The organism is Staphylococcus sp. 2S1, assembly GCF_046721335.1.
GTDB lineage: Bacteria > Bacillota > Bacilli > Staphylococcales > Staphylococcaceae > Staphylococcus > Staphylococcus equorum_A.
In genome coordinates, this window is record NZ_JBEUUJ010000003.1 from 1237588 (window position 1) to 1258507 (window position 20920).

The following is a 20920-nucleotide window of genomic DNA, read 5'->3' on the forward strand; positions in this document are numbered from 1 at the left end:
CATGGAAAAAGATAAGATCATACAGTTAATTGAGCAAGAATTAGTAGCAACGGACGAAGCAAAGCATAATGCTGAATTTGAAAAGCATATTTATGCTATTCACACGTTGACTTCACTTGTTACAGGGTCGACAAGCCAGCATAAAAGTTATAAAGATAATACGTATGATGTTTCTTCTTCATTCCAAACTTCTACTATAGTAAGTAATAGTAATTCAAAATCGCAACCAGACCTCTAAAAAACAAGGTGTATCTGCGGAAGAGATTCGAGCGATGGGTGGTAAAACATCACAACCCGCGTCACAAAATAGCGTTTCTGACACGTCACTTACATCTAACAAGTTGGTTACTGATGATGAAATAGGTAATGGAGATTCAATATTTGATTTTTAATTAAGAAGGGAAGTAAATAGCATGATGAAAGTATTTATTATATTAGGTGCATTGAACACAATGATGGCAGTAGGAACTGGCGCATTTGGTGCACATGGCTTAGAAAATAAACTATCGGCAAAATATTTATCAGTATGGGAAAAAGCAACGACTTACCAAATGTATCATGGTTTAGGCTTACTCGCGCTTGGTATCATTAGTGGTACAACTTCAATTAACGTGAATTGGGCAGGTTGGCTCATGTTCTTCGGTATCGTCTTTTTCAGTGGTTCATTATACATTTTGGCATTAACTCAAATTCGTATTCTTGGCGCAATTACGCCAATCGGTGGGGTTTTATTCCTAGTAGGTTGGTTAATGCTAATTATCGGAACATTTAAATTATAAATTTTTAATTGTTATAGAATTCATCTTGTGGGTATAATACAGTCCATGAGGTGAATTTTATTTATGAGTCAAAATGATAAGGAAATAGATAGAGGAGATTTAAAACAAAACTTATCTGAAAAATTTGTATGGGCTATAGCCTATGGTTCATGTATAGGTTGGGGCGCATTTATACTACCTGGCGACTGGATTGGTCAATCAGGTCCTATATCTGCAGCGATAGGTATTGTAATTGGTGCATTATTAATGATACTGATTGCAGTAAGTTATGGTGCTTTAGTTGAACGTTTTCCAGTTTCAGGTGGGGCATTTGCATTTAGTTTTTTAGGATTTGGAAGGTACGTCAGTTTCTTCTCATCCTGGTTTTTAACTTTTGGATATATATGTGTTGTAGCTTTAAACGCAACAGCATTTAGTTTATTAATTAAGTTCTTACTACCAGATATATTAGAAACTGGTAAGTTATATACTATTGCAGGATGGGATGTATATATAACTGAGATTCTTATCGCATCGTTATTATTAATTGTCTTTATGTTTATAGCAATTAAAGGTGCAAGTGTATCAGGATCTCTACAATTTTATTTCTGTGTAGCAATGGTTATAACAATCTTATTACTATTTTTCGGTTCATTCTTCGGGAATAACTTCTCTTTTGAAAATTTACAACCGTTAACTAATGAAAAAGAAGGTTGGTTTACATCCATTATTATGATTGTGGCGGTAGCGCCATGGGCATATGTTGGATTTGACAATATTCCACAAACAGCAGAAGAATTTGATTTTGCGCCGAATAAAACATTTAAATTAATCGTTTATAGTTTACTTGCCGCAACATTCACTTATGTATTAATGATTTTATACACAAGTTGGTTAAGTAGTTCATCAACAAGTTTAAATGGTAATTTATGGTTAACAGGTGCTGTGACACAAGAAGCCTTTGGTTATATTGGTTTAGCAGTGCTAGCAATTGCAATTATGATGGGAATATTCACTGGTTTAAATGGTTTCTTGATGAGTTCAAGCCGTTTATTATTCTCAATGGGACGTTCAGGCATTATGCCTTCTGTATTTAGTAAATTGCATAAAAAATATAAGACACCTTATATTGCAATTTTCTTTTTAGTTTCTGTTACATTAATTGCACCGTGGCTAGGTCGTACTGCATTAACGTGGATTGTTGATATGTCTTCAACAGGTGTATCAATTGCTTATTTTATTACATGTTTATCAGCAACAAGACTCTTTAGTTTTGATAAATCAAGTAACACATACGGACCTGTATACAAAGTTTTTGCGATATTAGGTTCAATCGTTTCATTTGTGTTCTTACTCTTATTATTAGTTCCTGGGTCACCAAGCAGCACTTTCAACACCATCTTATATCGCATTAGGCGGTTGGTTAATTATTGGTTTAATTTTCTTTGTTGTACGTTATCCAAAACTGAAAAATATGGATAATGACAGACTAAGTAAACTTATTTTAAATCAATCAGAAGATGAAATAGTAGATTTAATTAATAAAAATAAATCAGATAAAGCGAACAACTAGTTGTTTTTGTGAATAATAATCATGTTTTTTGCATGTAAAATTATATAATCCTAACATTTAAACTTGGATTATATAATTGCATATACGCCCTTCAATACAGACATATTAAAAGTGTTTATATTGGAGGGCTTTTATTATTAGATCTTTGATTATAAAAATAGCGAGTAACAAAAAAACCTGAGAAAAATCATTTGTAATAATGATTTTTCTCAGGTTTTTGCTTTAGCATCATGCGTGTTAAATTCTTTTTTACGTATTTTCGTACCAGAGACAATAAGTTTTGATATTTGATCAGCAAAAAGTAATCCTAAAGCGATAGCACCAGCAATTAAAGTCACTTCTAACATTGTATTAATTGCTTTACTAAATTCCAATAGAATCAAGCTTTTTGTTGCATCGAATGCAAGACCACCAGGTACGAGTGGGATAATACCTGGAACCATAAATATAATTACGGGTTCCTTTTTATAACGAGCCATGATGTGACTTAGCATACCTAACGCAATACTTCCAAAGAAACTAGAATATATAGTATGGAAATGAAAACCTTCATAAAATAAAATATAAAACATCCATCCACATGCACCTACAATACCAACTGTGTTGTATAGGCGTTTTGGCACATCAAATATCACACCAAAGAAAAGGGAAGCAGTATAACTAAATATTAAATTTAAAATCCAAAACATAGACATTGCTCCTAAAAATAATGAGTATAGTACCAACACCGGCGCCTATACCAAAGGCAGTCACTAGGGCTTCTAGTGATTTAGTGGTAAATAGTAACATGTGACCGGCGAATAAATCTTGAATGGCATTCGTTATTAATACACCAGGAACGATAGGCATTACTGAAGCTATTATAATAGTAGATATCGAACCACCGGGTATTAAATAATGTCCTGAAACGGTTATGAGACCGATGACAATTGCGCCCATAAATTCTGGAATGAATTGAGCGTGTAATTTTCGTTGAAGCGTTTCTACAACAATGAAGCCAAAGGAACCAGCCAAAATAGCAGTAAGTACATCTGTTAAGATGCCACCTTGAAGATATAAAAAACTGGTCGCGATAACAGCGGCAGCAATAAATTTGAAAATTAGATCATGGTTAATGCTTTGTTCATGATATATTTTTTGCAGTTCTTGAAAGGCATCTTCAAGTGAAATGTCACCTAAAGCAAGCTGCCTAGATATACCATTTGTTCTTGATATACGATGAAGATTGGTATCTCGTGTTTTAATCCTGAAGATCCTAGGATAAGATTCGTTATGTAACATGAAGTTAATGACTGTATTAGTTACGAAACTATTGCTTTCTGGATAACCTAACGTAGTTGCAATCCGAGTCATTGTATCTTCAACTCTGGAACCTTCTGCACCAGATTCCAACAGAATGCGTCCTCGCGAGCAAAATGACATCTTTCGCCATTCTTTCATCATAACTTTCAACTGTTTGATTGTATATTGTCATTTAATCACCAATAATGAAGTATTTAACTAAAGCTATGTTTTTGTATTCATAGCATAGGAATAAGTTATTGAGTTAATAATTTTTATTGTAACACTTTACTCATAAAAATTGTTAGAGGAATCAGAAAGTAACTTATGCGCTTTATAAATTTTAAAATATAACATTTTATACAATTTAAGTAATTTAAATATGTTTCAAATTTCGCAAATAGGCTAAAATAATATTAGTTAGCTGTTTCAGACAAATATTGAGTAGCGACAATATTTAACAGTTAATATTAAATTAAGTAGTGATTAAAGTTCTCCCAAACACACTACACAGACTCAGGCACACTTGTTCAACGGCAAGTGTGCCTTTTTACTCGCTCTAGCTTTCACCATAGTGAAAGCAGAGCGAGTAAGAACGAATACCGAAATAGGTGAATGCATAAAAAAATGCCGACAAAGTTGGATACTTTGCCGACAGTCTTATACGTTTCCATTAATATGAATAGAATCGTTTATTGTATTTTATAATGAAAATAAATCTTGTAAGACATCTTTTGTGATGATATTACCTACAAAGAAACTACCAAAGTCGCCGTAGCGTGCAGTCGTTTCATCAAATCTCATTTCATAAACAATTTTTTTGAATTGAAGTGGGTCTTCTGCAAAAAGTGTAACGCCCCATTCGTGATCGTCAAAACCAACAGATCCAGTGATGAATTGTTTGATTTTACCTGCATATTGGCGACCAATCATGCCATGATCATGCATAAGTTTCTTTCTATCTTCAAGTGGTAACATATACCAGTTATACGTTTCACCACGACGTTTATCCATTGGATAGAAACAGATATATTCAGTACGAGGTAATTCAGGGAATAATCTTGGTTTAATATGAGGATTTTCATATGGATCTTCATCAGATTTTCCTGCAAGATAATTACCTAATTCTATGATAGAAACATAAGAATATGTTGGAATTAAGAAATCTGTAATTTTCAATTTATTAAATTCATTTTCAAAAGCATTTAAATCTTTCATTTCTGGACGTAATACCCATAAAAGAAGGTCTGCTTTTTGACCATTAATATTGTAAAATGCATGATCTCCTGCATTATTTGTACGTGCTTCTTCGTGCTTATCTAAAAACGATTGTAATTCTTCCACGAGAGATTGACGTTCTTCCTCTGGAACTAAACGTAAAGTAGTCCAATCAATAGCATATAATAAATGTAAACTATACCAACCGTCTAACGTTTCTGGTACTTGTGGCATTGTAAATCGCTCCTTTGTGAAAATTTCTATGTCTTCACTATAAAATTCTACCATAAAGGCAGTGTTAAAACATAAGTAAATGATTACAAATTGGTGACATGGAATTCTATAAAAAAATAACGTATACTATATAGTGTAAATAAATAGATTTAAATTTCGAGGAGGCCCCCTATGTCTTTATTAGATGTATTACAAGAAAAACTTTCAGGAAAAAATGTGAGAATCGTATTACCTGAGGGTGAAGATGAACGCGTATTAACAGCGACAACACAATTACAAAATACGGAATATGTTACACCAGTAGTATTGGGTAATGAAGCTAATGTGAAGGCTTTAGCTAACGATAAAGGATTAGATATTACTAACATTGAAATTATCGATCCAGAAACAAGTGAATTGAAACAAGAATTAGTAACTGCTTTCGTTGAACGCCGTAAAGGTAAAGCGACTGAAGAACAAGCACAAGAAATGCTAAAAAATGTAAACTACTTTGGTACAATGCTTGTTTATACTGGTAAAGCTGAAGGACTAGTCAGCGGTGCGAGCACATTCTACAGGCGATACAGTTCGTCCAAGCATTACAAATTATTAAAACGAAACCTGGTGTTTCAAAAACATCTGGCGTTTTCTTTATGATTAAAGGAGAAGAGCAATATATCTTCGGCGATTGCGCAATCAATCCAACGCTTGAAGCACAAGACTTAGCTGAAATTGCAGTAGAGAGTGCAAAAACTGCTAAAAGCTTTGACATGTCACCGCGTGTAGCAATGTTAAGTTTTTCAACAAAAGGCTCTGCAAAATCAGACGATGTTGAAAAAGTAGCAAATGCAGTGAATTTAGCTCAAGAGAAAATTGAAACTGACAATATTGAAGATGTTGTTGTAGATGGTGAATTCCAATTTGACGCAGCAATCGTACCAGAAGTTGCTAAGAAAAAAGCACCAGACGCAAAAATACAAGGTAATGCTAATGTATTTATCTTCCCAAGTTTAGAAGCGGGTAATATTGGATACAAAATTGCACAACGTTTAGGCGGTTTTGATGCAGTAGGTCCAGTACTACAAGGACTGAATTCTCCAGTGAATGATTTATCTCGTGGTTGTTCAACAGAAGACGTGTATAACTTATCAATCATTACTGTCGCGCAAACATTACAATAATGGATTTAGCAAGTAAATATTTTAATGATATAGATTGGCGTTATATTGACCATTCTTCTGGGTTAGCGCCTATGCAATCATTTGCATTCGATGATACATTTTCTGAAAGTGTTGGCAAAGATTTATCATGTAATGTGGTACGTACTTGGATACACCAACATACAGTCATTTTAGGTATACATGATTCACGCCTACCTTTTTTACAAGACGGCATTCGTTATCTTACTGAAGAACGTGGCTATAATGCGATTGTTAGAAATTCAGGTGGTTTGGGTGTAGTCCTAGACCAAGGTATACTCAATATTTCTCTTCTCTTTAAAGGTAAACATGACATTACAATAGATGAAGCTTTTACAGTGATGTATTTATTGGTTTCGAAAATGTTTGAAGATGAAGATGTAGAGATTGAAACACATGAAATTGAACGATCGTATTGTCCAGGGAAATTTGATTTAAGTATTAATGGGCGAAAATTTGCGGGTATTTCCCAAAGACGGGTACGTGGTGGCATTGCTGTACAAGTGTATCTTTGTGTAGAAGGTGATGGCAGTGAACGTGCTTGATATGATGAAATCTTTTTATAAACGCGCATTAAAGGATGCAGAAACAAAATTCACTTATCCAAATATTGATCCACAATGCATGGCGTCGTTAGAGTCACTATTAGGTAAAACAATCACTGTCCAAGACGTAATGTTTAAATTGTTATATGCCCTTAAAGATTTAGGTGGACAATTAAACATGGAACCTATAACAAATGATGAATGGCAACGCTATGAAGGTTACTTTGAAAAAATGATTGAACGTAACGCTAAGATGAATCAAGCGATGGAGTAAATAATTATTAAGACCAGAAACGATACTTTTTTATTAAAGTAACGGCTCTGGTCTTTTTTATAGTTAATATAAAAATTATTGACATAAATCTTTCTAATTGTTGAATTATAGAAAGTAAATAAGTAATATAGGAAAAGTGTAGTTTAAAACTAACTAATTTAAATAAATTTCCGTAAAATCATGTTAACTTTTTGAATATAAGACTATAGAGTTTTATAATGGAAAAGTATTGATTATAATTAGTAGCAGGTATTAACTTTTGAGAAGACACTTTCTGTTATTTAATTAAAAATAAACCAAATATCTATGTCTAGAGTTGTATGGCATAATATAAAATTTGTGAGATAATGTATAATAATGTGTGTAAAATTAGTTAAGGTTGAGTATTTTCATATAGAATACGAGCAGTCTTTTCAAATTATTAATAATAAAAGACATATTAGATGCGCTAACAACGAGACTTAGAACACGAAATTTCCTGGGAAATTTAAGCAGAATGCATTGTGGTGTTCTGAAATGACTAAAATCAGTGTGGTCTGTAAGGTGTAGCGTACTTAAAATATAAAACTAAAGAAAATACTAAAGGTGATTGAGAATATGACACAACAAGGATATGGGGAAGCAAATGGAAAAGTAATATTAATTGGTGAACATGCTGTTACATTTGGCGAGCCAGCAATTGCGATTCCATTTACGACCGGGAAAGTGAGAGCGAAAATAGAATCTATAGAAGAACCTTTTTCTTCATGTATTAAAAGTGATGTATATGAAGGTGAGTTAATTAATGCACCTGAACATTTAAAGGCAGTAATAACTCGTTTTGTAGAAAAATATGAAATCCAAACACCTATAAAAGTTTCGATTGATACAAACTTACCACCATCTAGAGGGCTAGGCTCAAGTGCTGCAATGGCGGTTGCTTTTGTGCGTGCAAGTTTCGACTACCTCAATAAACCATTATCTGATGAGGTGTTGATAGAAGAAGCCAATTGGGCGGAACGTATTGCACACGGTAAACCAAGTGGCATTGATACACAAACGATTGTATCGAATAAGCCAGTGTGGTTTAAGCAAGGTAACGTGACGACATTAAAGCCATTAGAATTGAATGGTTACATGATTGTTATTGACACAGGTGTACTCGGCTCTACAAAACAAGCAGTAGAAGATGTACATAATTTATGTAAAGAAGATAATGAGTACTTAGAACATGTGAAACATATTGGTCAACTTGTACACGAAGCAAGTGACTCTATAGAGCATCATAACTTCGAAAAATTAGCCTCTATCTTTAATTTGTGTCAAGAAAGCTTACGTACATTAACGGTAAGCCATGATAAAATTGAAACATTACTTGAGGCAAGTAAACAACAAGGCGCTATTGCTCGGAAAATTAACTGGTGGCGGTCGTGGCGGTAGTATGATTGTACTTGCTTCAACCTTAGAAGTGGCTGAGAAAATTGTTGAAAGTGCGCAAAACTTAGGTGCACATCATACATGGATTGAATATTTAGGAGGTTAATGACGTTGGTTAATAGTGGTAAAGCACGTGCACATACAAATATTGCACTCATAAAATATTGGGGTAAAGCTGATGAAACTTATATTATTCCGATGAATAATAGTTTGTCGGTTACATTAGATCGCTTTTATACTGAAACTAAAGTGACATTTGATGAGAGCTATACTAAAGATACGCTTATTTTGAATGGCCAAGCAGTAAATGACGCAGAAGCAACTAAGATACACCGTTTTATGGATGTGTTCCGCGAATTAAGTCAAACCTCAATGTTTGCATATATTGAGAGTGATAATTATGTCCCTACAGCAACAGGGTTAGCATCTTCAGCAAGTGCCTATGCGGCATTAGCAGCAGCTTGTGATGCGGCTTTGAATCTAGGGTTAACAGGCAAAGCGTTATCTAGATTGGCTCGTAGAGGGTCAGGATCTGCTTCTAGAAGTATCTATGGCGGTTTTGTAGAATGGGAAAAAGGGTATGATGATGAGACATCATATAGTTTTCCTGTTGAAGCAGATAATTGGGAAGACGAGTTAGCAATGATATTTGTTGTCATTAATAATAAATCGAAAAAAGTTTCAAGTCGTGCCGGTATGTCACTTACACGTGATACATCACGTTTTTATCAATATTGGTTAGACCATGTGGATGAGGACATAGCGTCAGTTAAGCATGCAATAAATCAAAAAGACTTTAAACAATTAGGTGAAGTGATTGAAGCCAACGGTTTGCGCATGCATGCAACAAACTTAGGTGCACAACCGCCGTTCACTTATATGGTCGACGACAGTTATTTAGTGATGGACATCGTAGACCAATGTCGTAAGGCGGGTCATCCTTGTTACTTTACGATGGATGCTTGGTCCAAATGTTAAAATTTTAGTAGAAAAGAAAAATAAACAAGCGGTTGTTGATGCATTACATAAATCGTTTAAAGAAGACCAAATCATTGCGAGCGACATTACACGTACAGGCGTAGAAATTATTGAGTAAGGAAGAGATAAAATGATTCAAGTTAAAGCACCAGGGAAGCTATACATTGCAGGTGAATACGCAGTTGTCGAACCTGGCTATAAATCAATATTAATCGCAGTAGATCGATTTGTAACTGCTTCTATTGAAGATTCAAATGCACCACAGGGTACGATACATTCTAAGACCTTACATCATGAACCAGTAACATTTCAAAGACGTGAAGATAAAATTGTAGTTTCAGATTTAAATGTCGCGAAACAATTGAAGTATGTCATCACAGCAATTGAAATCTTTGAACAATTTGTAAGAAGTAATAATATGCCTTTAAAACATTTCAATTTAACAATTGATAGTAATTTAGACGATACAAATGGGCATAAATATGGTTTAGGTTCTAGTGCGACTGTCTTGGTATCAGTTGTTAAAGCTTTGAATGAATTTTATGGTATGCATTTATCTAATTTATATATTTACAAACTTGCAGTTATTGCAAATATGAAATTACAAAGCTTAAGTTCTTGTGGTGATATTGCTGTCAGTGTTTATACTGGTCTGGTTAGCTTATAGTACGTTTGATCATGAATGGGTATCACAGCAAATTGAAGATACGTCAGTCAATGATGTATTGAATAAAAACTGGCCTGGCCTTCATATCGAACCATTACAGCCACCAGAAAATATGGAAGTGCTTATAGGTTGGACTGGGTCACCAGCTTCGTCACACCACTTAGTGAGTGAAGTAAAACGCTTGAAATCAGATCCTACCTTTTACGGTAAATTTTTAGAACGCTCTCATTTATGTGTTGAGAAGTTGATACATGCTTTTAAAACGAATCATATTAAAGGCGTGCAACAAATGATTCGCATCAACCGTGAGATTATTCAATCTATGGATAAAGAAGCGACAGTTGATATTGAAACTGCCCATTTAAAAGTATTATGTTCTGTAGCTGAAAAATATGGCGGCGCTGCCAAAACATCAGGTGCAGGTGGTGGAGATTGTGGCATAACGATAATCAATAAAGGTGTTAATAAGCAACGCATTTACGATGAATGGTTAGAAAATGAAGTGAAACCTTTGGAGTTTAATATATACCACGGTCAATAATGAAAATGAACAGTATGAAGCTGAGGCATAAATATATGTCCCACTCACTACTGTTTTTTATTTTGCTGAAATTGAATAAAAGTAAACTATCTAGCAACTAAATCTAAGACACTGATAAGCAACGCATAATACGTTGTCGTTAATCTGACCACATCTAAATAACGCAATGGAAAATTTACCTCTTAATGGAAATAAATTCAGTTGTAGAAATGAATTGTCTAAATGTACGAATGTTATTGAACTCATTGAGATTAAAGCATACGATCATCTTAAGAAAGCGCTTATAATAATGCGATGATAGAAGGGTGATTATTATGAATTTGGGACGTAAGTTTGGAGATGCAATTCGTAGATTTGGTGGCGCAATGATTGTTCCAGTATTATTATTTCCATTTTTCGGGATTATTATTGGCATAGCTACACTGTTTAAAAACGAGGCGATTATGGGTCAGCTGGCTGATCCTAATGGTTTATGGTTTCAAATATGGTCATTAATTGAAAATGGTGGGTGGACGGTATTTGAAAATATAGAACTTATTTTCGTTATCGGCTTACCTATATCACTAGCTAAAAAGTCAGCCGGCCATGCAGTAATGTCGTCGGTAGTAACTTATATGATGTTTAATTATTTTATAAATAGCATATTAACGACATGGGGCCCTGCTTTTGGTGTGGACTTTAAGGGCGATGCAGGAGAAGTCACAGGTATTACTGAACTCGCAGGTATTAAAACCTTAGATACAAATATTATCGGTGCACTCATCATCTCAGGCATCGCGATTTGGTTACATAATCGATATTATGATAAGAAATTGCCAGAGTCTTTAGGAATATTCCAAGGTTCGCCGTTTGTTGTCATGATAGCATTCTTTGCTATGATTCCATTAGCATTTTTAACAAGTTGGGGATGGCCTATTGTTCAAGGATGGATTGCTTCGTTACAAGTGTTTTTAGCTTCATCAAGTTACGTTGGCGTATGGCTTTTCCACTTTTTAGAACGTATTTTAATTCCGACAGGATTACATCATTTCATCTACACGCCGTTTGAATATGGACCGGCAGTAGTCGATGGTGGTATTAAATCGTATTGGATTTCTCATTTAACTGAGTATTCGCAAACAACAAAACCACTAAAAGAAATTTTTCCAGGTGGTGGATTTTTATTACAAGGTAATATTAAAATGTTCGGCTCGATTGGTATAGCACTTGCGATATATTCAACGGCAAAAGCACATAAAAAGAAAGAAGTTGGGGCATTATTATTAGTCGCTACTTTAACAGCCGTGTTTGCAGGTATCACAGAGCCACTAGAATTTACGTTTATCTTTATAGCGCCGTTTCTATTTTTAATCCACGCTATTCTCGGAGCAACAATGGTGACCATTATGTACGGGTTTGGTCTTGTAGGTAATTTAGGTGGTGGCTTTATTGAAATCGCAACAACCAATTGGATTCCGTTGTTTGGTTCGCATTGGGGAACTTACGTCGCTCAATTTATTATAGGCATTATATTCATATTCATTTATTATTATCTATTCAGATTTATTATCCTAAAAATGGATATACCTATGCCAGGTAGAGAGAAAGATGATGAGATAGATGCTAAGCTCTATACGAAGCGTGATTATAAGGAAAATAAACACAAAAAAACGAGTGATAAAAACGAATATGAAACAAAAGCTGCAATTTATTTAGAAGGCTTAGGTGGCACGGAAAATATTGCTGATATAACAAATTGTGCAACAAGATTACGTGTGACCGTTAAAGACCCTGAAAAAGTAGAAGAAGATGGCTATTTTAAAACAGTGGGTGGTGCGCATGGACTCGTGAAAAGCGGGAAAAACGTACAAGTCATCGTAGGACTTTCGGTTCCACAAGTGAGAGAAGCGGTAGAACAAATTATTAAGCACGAAGCATAAGACTATAAAATTAAATATGATGTAAAACAAATCAGTATCATTGTTTTACATCATATAATTTATATCATTATTTGGAAATTTTGTAGTTGTGATATGTTCTAGCGATAAAATCAAAAACGACATAATATGGAGTAAAACTGTAATGTTTCGTATTATTAAAAAATTGCATTGGTGCACTGTTAACATAAATATTGAAGGCGGCATTTTTGGCAATATAGTTGTCATGTAATGTCGTGATAGAGACGTAATGCAATTCACGTGATTTAATGAGTTGAATAGGTTCTTTTAAATTTTTAGTTTCACCCGATAAAGAAATGATGAAAAGTAAATCTTCTGGTGACATTTGATCTATAGCTAAGCGCAATTCATTTTCATCATTAACAACAATAGAGCGTTTAGAGATAGAAAGCATATGGCGTTGTGCTTCCCTGGCAACATTTTGTTGGGCCATGCCTGTGCCGAAGATATAGACGAAAGGTGCGGCTTCTAATAAGTGGTTTAAAAGTTTATAGTCGAACATTTGAAGGTGTTCTACAGTTCTTTGCACATCTTCGACAATCGGGTCTGTGCTTGCTAAATGTGATGGTTGTGCGTTGTTTTCCATTTTCAAGTAAAACTTAAAGTTGCTATAGCCTTCAAAGCCCATCTTTTTAACGAGCCTATGAATCGTTGAGATGGAAGTATGCGTGAGTTTACTTAAATCATGGATTTTCATAGTTGACATGTCATCCATGTTTTGACGTATGATATTGATGATATGTAAATCATTTTCAGTTAATTGCTCAAAGTATTTATTGATAAGATGATCAAGTACCATATGTGTGGATTCCACCTATTCATTGGAAAATTTTCCGGAATTTGAAAATATATTCTAATGTTAATATATAAAATCTAAATACGTCAAATTTATTGGTATTTTTAACATTGTATTTTAATATGAAATTAAGTATTAACCTTTTAAATGTAATAAAGCTTAAATTTAATACGACTTTTTGTAAGCGGTTACTTTTAAAGACTGAATAAATTTAATATAAAGGGATGAGTCTATGAATGTGAAAATTGGAATAATTGGATGCGGTGGCATAGCTAATGGTAAGCATTTACCAAGTTTAGAAAAAATCCCAGAAGCAACTATGGTCGCTTTTTGCGATATAGACGTAGCTAAAGCTGAATCTGCGGCGACAACTTACGGTATAGAAAACGCGGCAATATATGAAGATTACAAACAATTACTCGAAGATAAATCTATAGAAGTAATACACGTGTGTACACCTAATAATACACATAAGGAGATAACAGTTGCGGCATTAAATGCTGGGAAACATGTAATGTGCGAGAAACCAATGGCTAAAACTTCAAACGAAGCCCGTGAAATGATCGAGGCGGCGGAGCGAAATAATAAAAAATTAACAATTGGTTACCAAAATAGATTTAGAGCTGACAGTCAACATTTACGAAAAGTGACGCAACGTGGAGACTTAGGAGATATTTATTATAGTAAAGCGCAAGCAATTCGACGTCGTGCAGTTCCTACGTGGGGTGTGTTCCTAGATGAAGAGAAACAAGGCGGCGGACCATTAATTGATATTGGTACACATGCATTGGATTTAACATTATGGATGATGGATAATTACGAACCAGAGTCTGTTATGGGATCTACTTTTCATAAATTGGGAAAACAAGACAATGCGGCAAATGCATGGGGACCGTGGGATCCAGATGAATTTACTGTTGAAGACTCAGCGTTTGGCTTTATTAAGATGCGTAATGGCGCAACAATCATCTTAGAATCTAGTTGGGCGCTCAATTCTTTAGACGTAGACGAAGCGAAATGTGCATTGTCAGGTACGCAGGGTGGTGCGGATATGAAGGATGGTTTACGCGTCCATGGTGAAGCATTCGGCACTTTATATACATCTCAAATTGAAGTAGATAATGCAGGTGTTGATTTTTATGAAAGTGAAAAAATCGATGAAGCTGAAGAAGAAGCACGTGCTTGGATAGATAATATTATTCATGATACTGAACCAGTCGTAAAACCTAAAGAAGCATTTGTAGTAACTCAAATATTAGAAGCGATATATGAATCTGCAAAAACAGGAAAAGCGGTATATCTCAATAATCATTAATCAAAGGGGAGCTTACTATTGAATATAACAATTTGGAATGAATTTCGTCATGAACAAGAAAGTGCTGAAGTAAAAAAAGTTTATCCTGAAGGTATTCATAAAGCATTAGCGTCTTTTCTAGAGCATGAACACCAAGTTAAGACGGCAACACTAGATGAACCCGAACATGGTCTGACAGACGATGTATTAGCGAATACAGACGTGTTAGTTTGGTGGGGGCATAAAGCACATGATGAAGTCGATGATATTATTGTAGAAAAAGTGAAACAACGTGTGTTGGATGGCATGGGTCTTGTTGTGTTACATTCTGGACATTTCTCGAAAATTTTCAAAAACTTAATGGGCACTACGTGTGACCTTAAGTGGAGAGAAGCAGATGAAAAAGAACGATTATGGGTAGTTGATCCGACACATCCGATTACTGAAGGCTTAGATTCATATTTTGAATTAGAGAAAGAAGAAATGTACGGAGAGCATTTTGATATCCCAAGCACCAGATGAAACAGTATTTATTAGCTGGTTTGAAGGCGGAGAGGTCTTTAGAAGCGGAGCGACTTTTAAAAGAGGTAATGGCAAAATATTCTATTTTAGACCAGGCCATGAAAGTTATCCGACATATTATAATGCCAACATTCAACAAGTCATCAAAAATGGCGTGAAATGGGCATGCAATACCAATACACCGAAACATCAGTATGGCAATGCTCAACCGTTAGAGGAAATAAAAGAAAAATAGGGTTGGGAGTTTGGTTACTATGGAGAATGTAGAAAAATTAAAAATCGGCATTATTGGTTGTGGCGGTATTGCGCAAGGTAGACATATTCCAGCATTTCAAAATTTAAGTCATCTTGCTGAAATTGTGGCAGTGCAAGACGTCAATCAAACACTAGCAGAAACAGTAGCGGATAGATTCACAATTGGTAAAGTGTTTGAAAGTTATGAAGCTATGTTTGAAAAGGTTGATGCCGTAGCTATTTGCACGCCGAATAAATTTCATGCAGAAATCAGTATTGTCGCTTTAGAATCAGGGGTTCATGTATTTTGTGAGAAACCAATGGCGATGAATCAAATAGAGAGCGAACAGATGGTTAAAGCTGCTAAGCGTGCTCGGCAAATTATTGGCAATAGGCTATCACTATCGATTTACGGATGCCGCAATTACCGCAAAAAATGCTGTAGATGAGGGTGTGGTTGGTGATGCACTCGTCACACGTGTACAAGCTTTACGTAGGAGAAAAGTACCAGGTTGGGGTGTGTTTACGAATAAAACATTGCAAGGTGGCGGCAGCCTAATTGATTATGGATGCCACTTGTTAGATTTGTCATTGTGGTTATTAAAAGATGTCGAACCCGTTGAAGTGATTGGCAAAACATATAACAGACTAAGTAAAACGCCGAATCAAATCAATGATTGGGGAGAATTTGATCATGAAACGTTTGATGTAGATGATCATGTCACGAGCTTTATTACTTTTGAAGACCATTCAACGATGCAATTTGAATGTTCTTGGTCAGCAAATATTAAAGAAGATACAAAGCATATAAGCATTTCAGGGGTAGACGGTGGCTTAAGTTTATATCCTTTTGAAATTTACCAACCAAGGTTTGGCACATTTTTTACAGAACAAGCTGATGCGGCACATGATGAAGAAATTGCGGCTCAGAGACAAGCGCTTAATTTTGTGAACAGTTGTCTAGGCCATGAAGCGTTAGTCGTGCAACCTGAACAAGCGCAAAAAATTAATATATTAATAGATGCAATATATCAAAGCAAGACAGAAGGACATAGTATTCGATTGTAATGTTTTAAAATTTTGAGGAGGGTTTAATTTATGAAAATTGGTGTGTTCTCAGTATTATTTCAAGATAAAAAATTTGAAGAAATGTTGGACTATGTAGCCGATGCGGGTGTTGACATGATTGAATTAGGTACTGGAGGTAATCCAGGTAATCAATTTTGCCCTTTAGATGAATTATTAGAAGATGAAAGTAAAAGAGCTGAATATTTAGAGCAAATACATCAACGTGGTTTAGGCATTAGTGCTTTTAGCTGTCACAATAATCCAATTTCACCAAATCAAGATCATGCACAAGATGCACATGATACTTTGTTTAAAACAATAAAATTAGCGGCATTATTAAATGTGCCAGTGGTTAATACTTTTTCAGGCGTAGCCGGCTCAGATGAAACAGCAAAATATCCTAATTGGCCAGTAACGCCATGGCCGACAGCCTATTCTGAAATATTAGAGTGGCAATGGGAAGAAAAACTAATTCCTTATTGGAAAAAAGCAGCACAATACGCAAAAGAACAAGGTGTCAAAATTGCGATTGAACTACATGCAGGCTTTTTAGTACATACACCTTATACGTTGTTGAAATTAAGAGCGACAACAAATGATGCGATTGGTGCTAACTTAGATCCTAGTCATTTGTGGTGGCAAGGTATCGATCCAGTTGCGCCGATTAAAATTTTAGGTCGTGAAAATGCCATTCATCATTTTCATGCTAAAGACACATACATTGATCAAGAAAATGTAAATATGTATGGTTTAACGGATATGCAACCTTATGGCAATGTACAAACGCGTGCTTGGACGTTTAGAACTGTAGGCTATGGTCATAACCCACAAGTATGGGGAGAAATCATTAGCGCATTGAGAATCAATGGCTATGATTATGTCGTAAGTATCGAACATGAAGATCCGATTATGTCGATTGAAGAAGGCTTTACTAAAGCAGTAAATAATTTGAAATCAGTAAATATAGAAAATCCAGCACCAGATTTATGGTGGACTTAAAAGTCGATGAAGTGAGCTTAGTATGCGAATATAAAAGCATATACTAAGTTCACTTTTTTATTTATAAGACAACTTGAATCAAGTCATGATAGGCAAACAGTATAATTAAAAACTTGAAATTTCCGCTAAAAAGAGTAAAATAATTAGAGTTGTAAATACAAAAAAATCGCGAATGCGTGCACATATACATATTAAATCAGTATTGAATTTTTGAGTCTGTATATTATTAGAAAGGTGAGGGTGTAGTTGCAAAACAAGTTTCTGATTTGTGATGATTGTCAGGGTGTGGATTGTAAATCATTAGAAAAAAAGCTGACGAAATTAGACCCTGAAGCTGAAATAGAGATTGGCTGTCAGTCCTATTGTGGGCCAGGTAGACGAAAAACATTTGCATTTGTTAATAACCGCCCACTCGCCGCACTAACAGAAGAAGAACTCATGGAGAAAGTAATGAAACAGTTACAAAAACCGAGAGATCCAGAAGAAGAAGAACGTTTGAGACAGCGTAATGAACTGCGTAAACGCCGTAAAGAAGAGCAAGATAGAAAACTGAAAGAGAAACTCGCACAGCGAAAAAGTGCGAAATAACATATAGATGTAGTGTTTATAGTGACACTATTTGAAAGTGGATCGGCAGTGGTGAGACTTAGGAATTTAAGTTTCACTGCTGTTTTTTTATTTTTTATGGAAATGTATGTTGTTCTGGTCCGAGCAATTTATTTAATATATTAGAATTATCATGATAAATTCTATAAAGATAGTATTATATTTAGTTCATTTGTTGATAAAAGTAATGAAATGATTTAAAAATACAATTTCTTTATGAAACTACTCATAAAATGAGCTAAAAAGGGTAAATACAAATTATGAAGTTAGTGAAACAATTAAATTTTAATGGTTATTTGCACATCGATGTTTAGATAACTTTTTATTAAGATGTGCATAAGATTGTTCAATATTATTGCGAGGCTAACGAGCATAAATATAGAAATCGTATTTTAAAATACGTGATTCATATTTAATATAAGGAGCTGAAGAAGTTTGGCGGAAAAAGTACAATTAGGTAAATCAGATGTTAAAGTATCACCCATTGCTTTAGGAACGAATGCAGTAGGGGGTCATAACTTTTATAATAATTTAGATGAAGAACAAGGGAAAGAAACTGTACGTACAGCAATTAGAAATGATATTAATTTATTAGATACGGCGTTTATCTATGGACCTGAACGTTCAGAAGAACTTGTTGGCGAGACAGTGAAAGAATTTACTAGAGAAGAATTTGCGATAGCTACGAAAGGTGCACATTATTTTGATGAAGATGGGAATGTACAAATCTCTAATGATCCAGAATTCTTAAAAGAACAAGTGGCACAAAGTTTAAAACGTCTACAATTAGACTATATTGATTTGTATTATATTCATTTTCCAGATGAATCAACACCTAAAAATGAAGCGGTTGCAGCTTTAAAAGAATTGAAAGACGAAGGCAAAATCAAAGCCATTGGTGTTTCGAACTTTAGTTTAGAACAATTGAAAGAAGCGAATAAAGATGGCTACGTGGATGTCGTTCAAATGGAATATAATTTATTGAATCGTAAAAATGAAGCGATTCTAGAATATACTTCAGAAAATGATATTACATTTATTCCATATTTCCCATTAGTATCAGGTCTTTTAGCTGGTAAATATACAGAGAACACGAAATTTGATGATCTTCGTGCCGAAAATCCAGAGTTTCAAGGTGAAAGATATCAAGAAAATTTAGAAAAAGTAGATCAACTCAGAGTGATTGCTGATAATCATAGAGTAGATGTAGTACATGTTGTATTAGCATATTATCTTACTAAACCATCATTAGATGTGATCATTCCAGGAGCCAAACGACCAAACCAAGTCGTGGATAATTTAATAACCCTTGATTTTAAATTAACAAACGAGGAAATAGAAAAAATAGAACAATTATTTCCAATAGAATAATAATATTACAGTAGATGGACCATGTAGCGTTTATCTACTTTTTATATTTATAAACTTTAAACCTAAAAATATACATAAATAGTATGTTGGAAAAGTACTATTTTTGAGCAAATAATTTAATTTATTAATGTATTTTCATTTATCTGTTTAATAATGACATTATTTAGTGTAGGATTATTAATTAAGTTTACCTAAATAATGAAATGTATAATTATAAAGCTCAACAGATATATTATTAATTTAGTAGTAGAAGGAGATTATTATGATCACAGTTTTATTCGGGGGCAGTCGACCAGAGGGGAATACTGCTCATTTAACTAAGGCGGCCATAGCAGGATACGACTACGAATGGATAGATTTAACACAATATCAATTAAATCCAGTTAGAGATGTAAGACATGATAATAAAGTAATAGAATCATATAATGATGATTATAAAGAGATTATTGATAAAGTATTAGCGAGTGAAACGATTATTATTGCTTCGCCGGTATATTGGTATAGTTTATCGGCATCAGTAAAAGCATTTTTCGATCATTGGTCTGAAACATTAATGGATCCCAATTATAAAAATTTTAAAGAAGAAATGGCAAAAAAAGATTTTAGATTAATCATCGTTGGTGGCGATTTCCCGAAAGTTAAAGGAAAACCATGTATCACTCAAGTGAAATATAGCTTGGAATTTATTGGTGCAACGTTATCAGGTTATATTATTGGTACTGCTGAAAAGCCAGGCGATATTGAAAAGGACGTTTACGCATTAAAACGTGCACAAGAATGGCAACAAACATTAGGCGAAAAGTAAATATATAAAAGATAGTTTGAGCAAATGATTTATGTTGTTCAAACTATTTTTAATCTAGATAGATAAAGTATTTTGAATACTAAAATTATGTTATAATGTAGCTATTATTACCTATCTAAATAGGGGGAGAGCAACATGCATAAAGTAAGAAAAGCAACTGCAGAAGATGTTGTCAGCATCAGAGATGTAGCAACAAAAGCGTGGTATAATACGTATTTAAATATTTACGCAGCTAAGACAGTAAATGAATTATTGGCTGCTTCATATAATGAACAACATTTACTTAAACGTTTAGAAGATCAATTGTTTTTAGTAGTTGAAGAAGACGAAAATATTATTGGTTTCGCTATATTTATTTATGGTACTGAATTATTCTTGTCTGCACATTATGTGAGTCCATCATGGCAACACCATGGTTATGGTTCTAATCTATTGTCTGAAGGCATTCGCTATTTTAAAGATGATTATAATGAAGTTTATTTAGAAGTAGATAATAAAAATGATGAGGCTATGACATTCTATCAACAAAAAGGTTTTGAAAAAGTACGCTCATACACACATGTAATGTACGGTGAAGCAATGGACTTAGCGTTGTTACGTAAGCCATTAAAATAATCTGCAAAGT

11 protein-coding genes and 10 pseudogenes are annotated in these 20920 nt (G+C 34.3%); 17 read left to right on the forward strand and 4 right to left on the reverse strand.

The genetic code is table 11. The features are described from left to right. Position 1: 1 nt before the first annotated feature. The 3 genes and pseudogenes from ABLV90_RS06495 to ABLV90_RS06505 all read left to right on the forward strand — a co-directional run bounded on the left by ABLV90_RS06495 (position 2) and on the right by ABLV90_RS06505 (position 2331). Positions 2–392 (forward strand): annotated as a pseudogene (locus ABLV90_RS06495) (DUF5327 family protein). A 24-nt stretch (positions 393–416) separates the two neighbouring features. Next, a complete protein-coding gene (locus tag ABLV90_RS06500; protein WP_057513016.1) occupies positions 417–779 on the forward strand; it encodes a DUF423 domain-containing protein in 363 nt (120 codons plus the stop codon). Positions 780–842: 63 nt separating this feature from the next. Next, a pseudogene (locus ABLV90_RS06505) lies at positions 843–2331 on the forward strand (APC family permease). A gap of 209 nt (positions 2332–2540) precedes the next feature. On the opposite strand, the gene ABLV90_RS06510 reads toward ABLV90_RS06505, so the two are convergent. The 3 genes and pseudogenes from ABLV90_RS06510 to hemQ all read right to left on the reverse strand — a co-directional run bounded on the left by ABLV90_RS06510 (position 2541) and on the right by hemQ (position 5064). After that, the gene (locus ABLV90_RS06510; RefSeq protein ID WP_460872378.1) at positions 2541–3020 is read right to left on the reverse strand and encodes a threonine/serine exporter family protein; all 480 of its coding nucleotides are present in this window, start codon (positions 3018–3020) and stop codon (positions 2541–2543) included. Then, positions 2992–3799: pseudogene (locus ABLV90_RS06515) on the reverse strand (threonine/serine exporter family protein). Before ABLV90_RS06515 ends, ABLV90_RS06510 begins: the two are co-directional and overlap by 29 nt. A 515-nt stretch (positions 3800–4314) precedes the next feature. Then, positions 4315–5064: a hydrogen peroxide-dependent heme synthase gene (gene hemQ / locus ABLV90_RS06520; protein ID WP_002508442.1), complete on the reverse strand. Its 750-nt coding sequence runs from the start codon at positions 5062–5064 to the stop codon at positions 4315–4317. 171 nt (positions 5065–5235) lie between these two features. Here hemQ and pta point away from each other — a divergent pair. From pta to ABLV90_RS06550, 6 genes and pseudogenes are all read left to right on the forward strand, one after another. Then, positions 5236–6224, forward strand: a pseudogene (gene pta / locus ABLV90_RS06525) (phosphate acetyltransferase). Further along, positions 6224–7061 (forward strand): annotated as a pseudogene (locus tag ABLV90_RS06530) (biotin/lipoate A/B protein ligase family protein). Before pta ends, ABLV90_RS06530 begins: the two co-directional pseudogenes overlap by 1 nt. Positions 7062–7658: 597 nt before the next feature. After that, positions 7659–8583 (forward strand): annotated as a pseudogene (gene mvk / locus ABLV90_RS06535) (mevalonate kinase). 5 nt (positions 8584–8588) lie between these two features. Further along, positions 8589–9573, forward strand: a pseudogene (gene mvaD, locus ABLV90_RS06540) (diphosphomevalonate decarboxylase). 12 nt (positions 9574–9585) lie between these two features. After that, positions 9586–10663, forward strand: a pseudogene (locus ABLV90_RS06545) (phosphomevalonate kinase). Between the two features lie 314 nt (positions 10664–10977). Beyond that, complete coding sequence (locus tag ABLV90_RS06550; protein ID WP_460872379.1) at positions 10978–12582, forward strand: alpha-glucoside-specific PTS transporter subunit IIBC; 1605 nt, start codon at positions 10978–10980, stop codon at positions 12580–12582. Positions 12583–12649: 67 nt separating this feature from the next. Here ABLV90_RS06550 and ABLV90_RS06555 read toward each other — a convergent pair whose 3' ends face one another. Then, the gene (locus ABLV90_RS06555; RefSeq protein WP_427707552.1) at positions 12650–13399 is read right to left on the reverse strand and encodes a MurR/RpiR family transcriptional regulator; all 750 of its coding nucleotides are present in this window, start codon (positions 13397–13399) and stop codon (positions 12650–12652) included. Between the two features lie 229 nt (positions 13400–13628). On the opposite strand from ABLV90_RS06555, the gene ABLV90_RS06560 reads away from it, so the two are divergent. The 8 genes and pseudogenes from ABLV90_RS06560 (at position 13629) to ABLV90_RS06595 (ending at position 20910) form a co-directional block, all read left to right on the forward strand. Next, positions 13629–14711 (forward strand): Gfo/Idh/MocA family protein, encoded by a 1083-nt coding sequence (locus tag ABLV90_RS06560; RefSeq protein WP_427705357.1) that lies wholly within the window; start codon positions 13629–13631, stop codon positions 14709–14711. 18 nt (positions 14712–14729) lie between these two features. Beyond that, positions 14730–15447 (forward strand): annotated as a pseudogene (locus ABLV90_RS06565) (ThuA domain-containing protein). 19 nt (positions 15448–15466) lie between these two features. Then, positions 15467–16514, forward strand: a pseudogene (locus ABLV90_RS06570) (Gfo/Idh/MocA family protein). A gap of 30 nt (positions 16515–16544) precedes the next feature. Continuing rightward, positions 16545–17513: a sugar phosphate isomerase/epimerase family protein gene (locus ABLV90_RS06575; protein WP_460872380.1), complete on the forward strand. Its 969-nt coding sequence runs from the start codon at positions 16545–16547 to the stop codon at positions 17511–17513. A 246-nt stretch (positions 17514–17759) separates the two neighbouring features. Then, positions 17760–18101, forward strand: a complete 342-nt coding sequence (locus ABLV90_RS06580; RefSeq protein ID WP_002508430.1) for a YuzB family protein — start codon at positions 17760–17762, stop codon at positions 18099–18101. Between the two features lie 453 nt (positions 18102–18554). After that, positions 18555–19490 (forward strand): aldo/keto reductase, encoded by a 936-nt coding sequence (locus tag ABLV90_RS06585; protein ID WP_427705349.1) that lies wholly within the window; start codon positions 18555–18557, stop codon positions 19488–19490. Positions 19491–19752: 262 nt separating this feature from the next. Next, on the forward strand, positions 19753–20295 hold the full coding sequence (locus tag ABLV90_RS06590) for a flavodoxin family protein (RefSeq protein ID WP_069815127.1): 543 nt from the start codon (positions 19753–19755) through the stop codon (positions 20293–20295). A 135-nt stretch (positions 20296–20430) separates the two neighbouring features. After that, complete coding sequence (locus tag ABLV90_RS06595; protein ID WP_069815129.1) at positions 20431–20910, forward strand: GNAT family N-acetyltransferase; 480 nt, start codon at positions 20431–20433, stop codon at positions 20908–20910. The last annotated feature ends 10 nt before the right edge of the window (positions 20911–20920 follow it).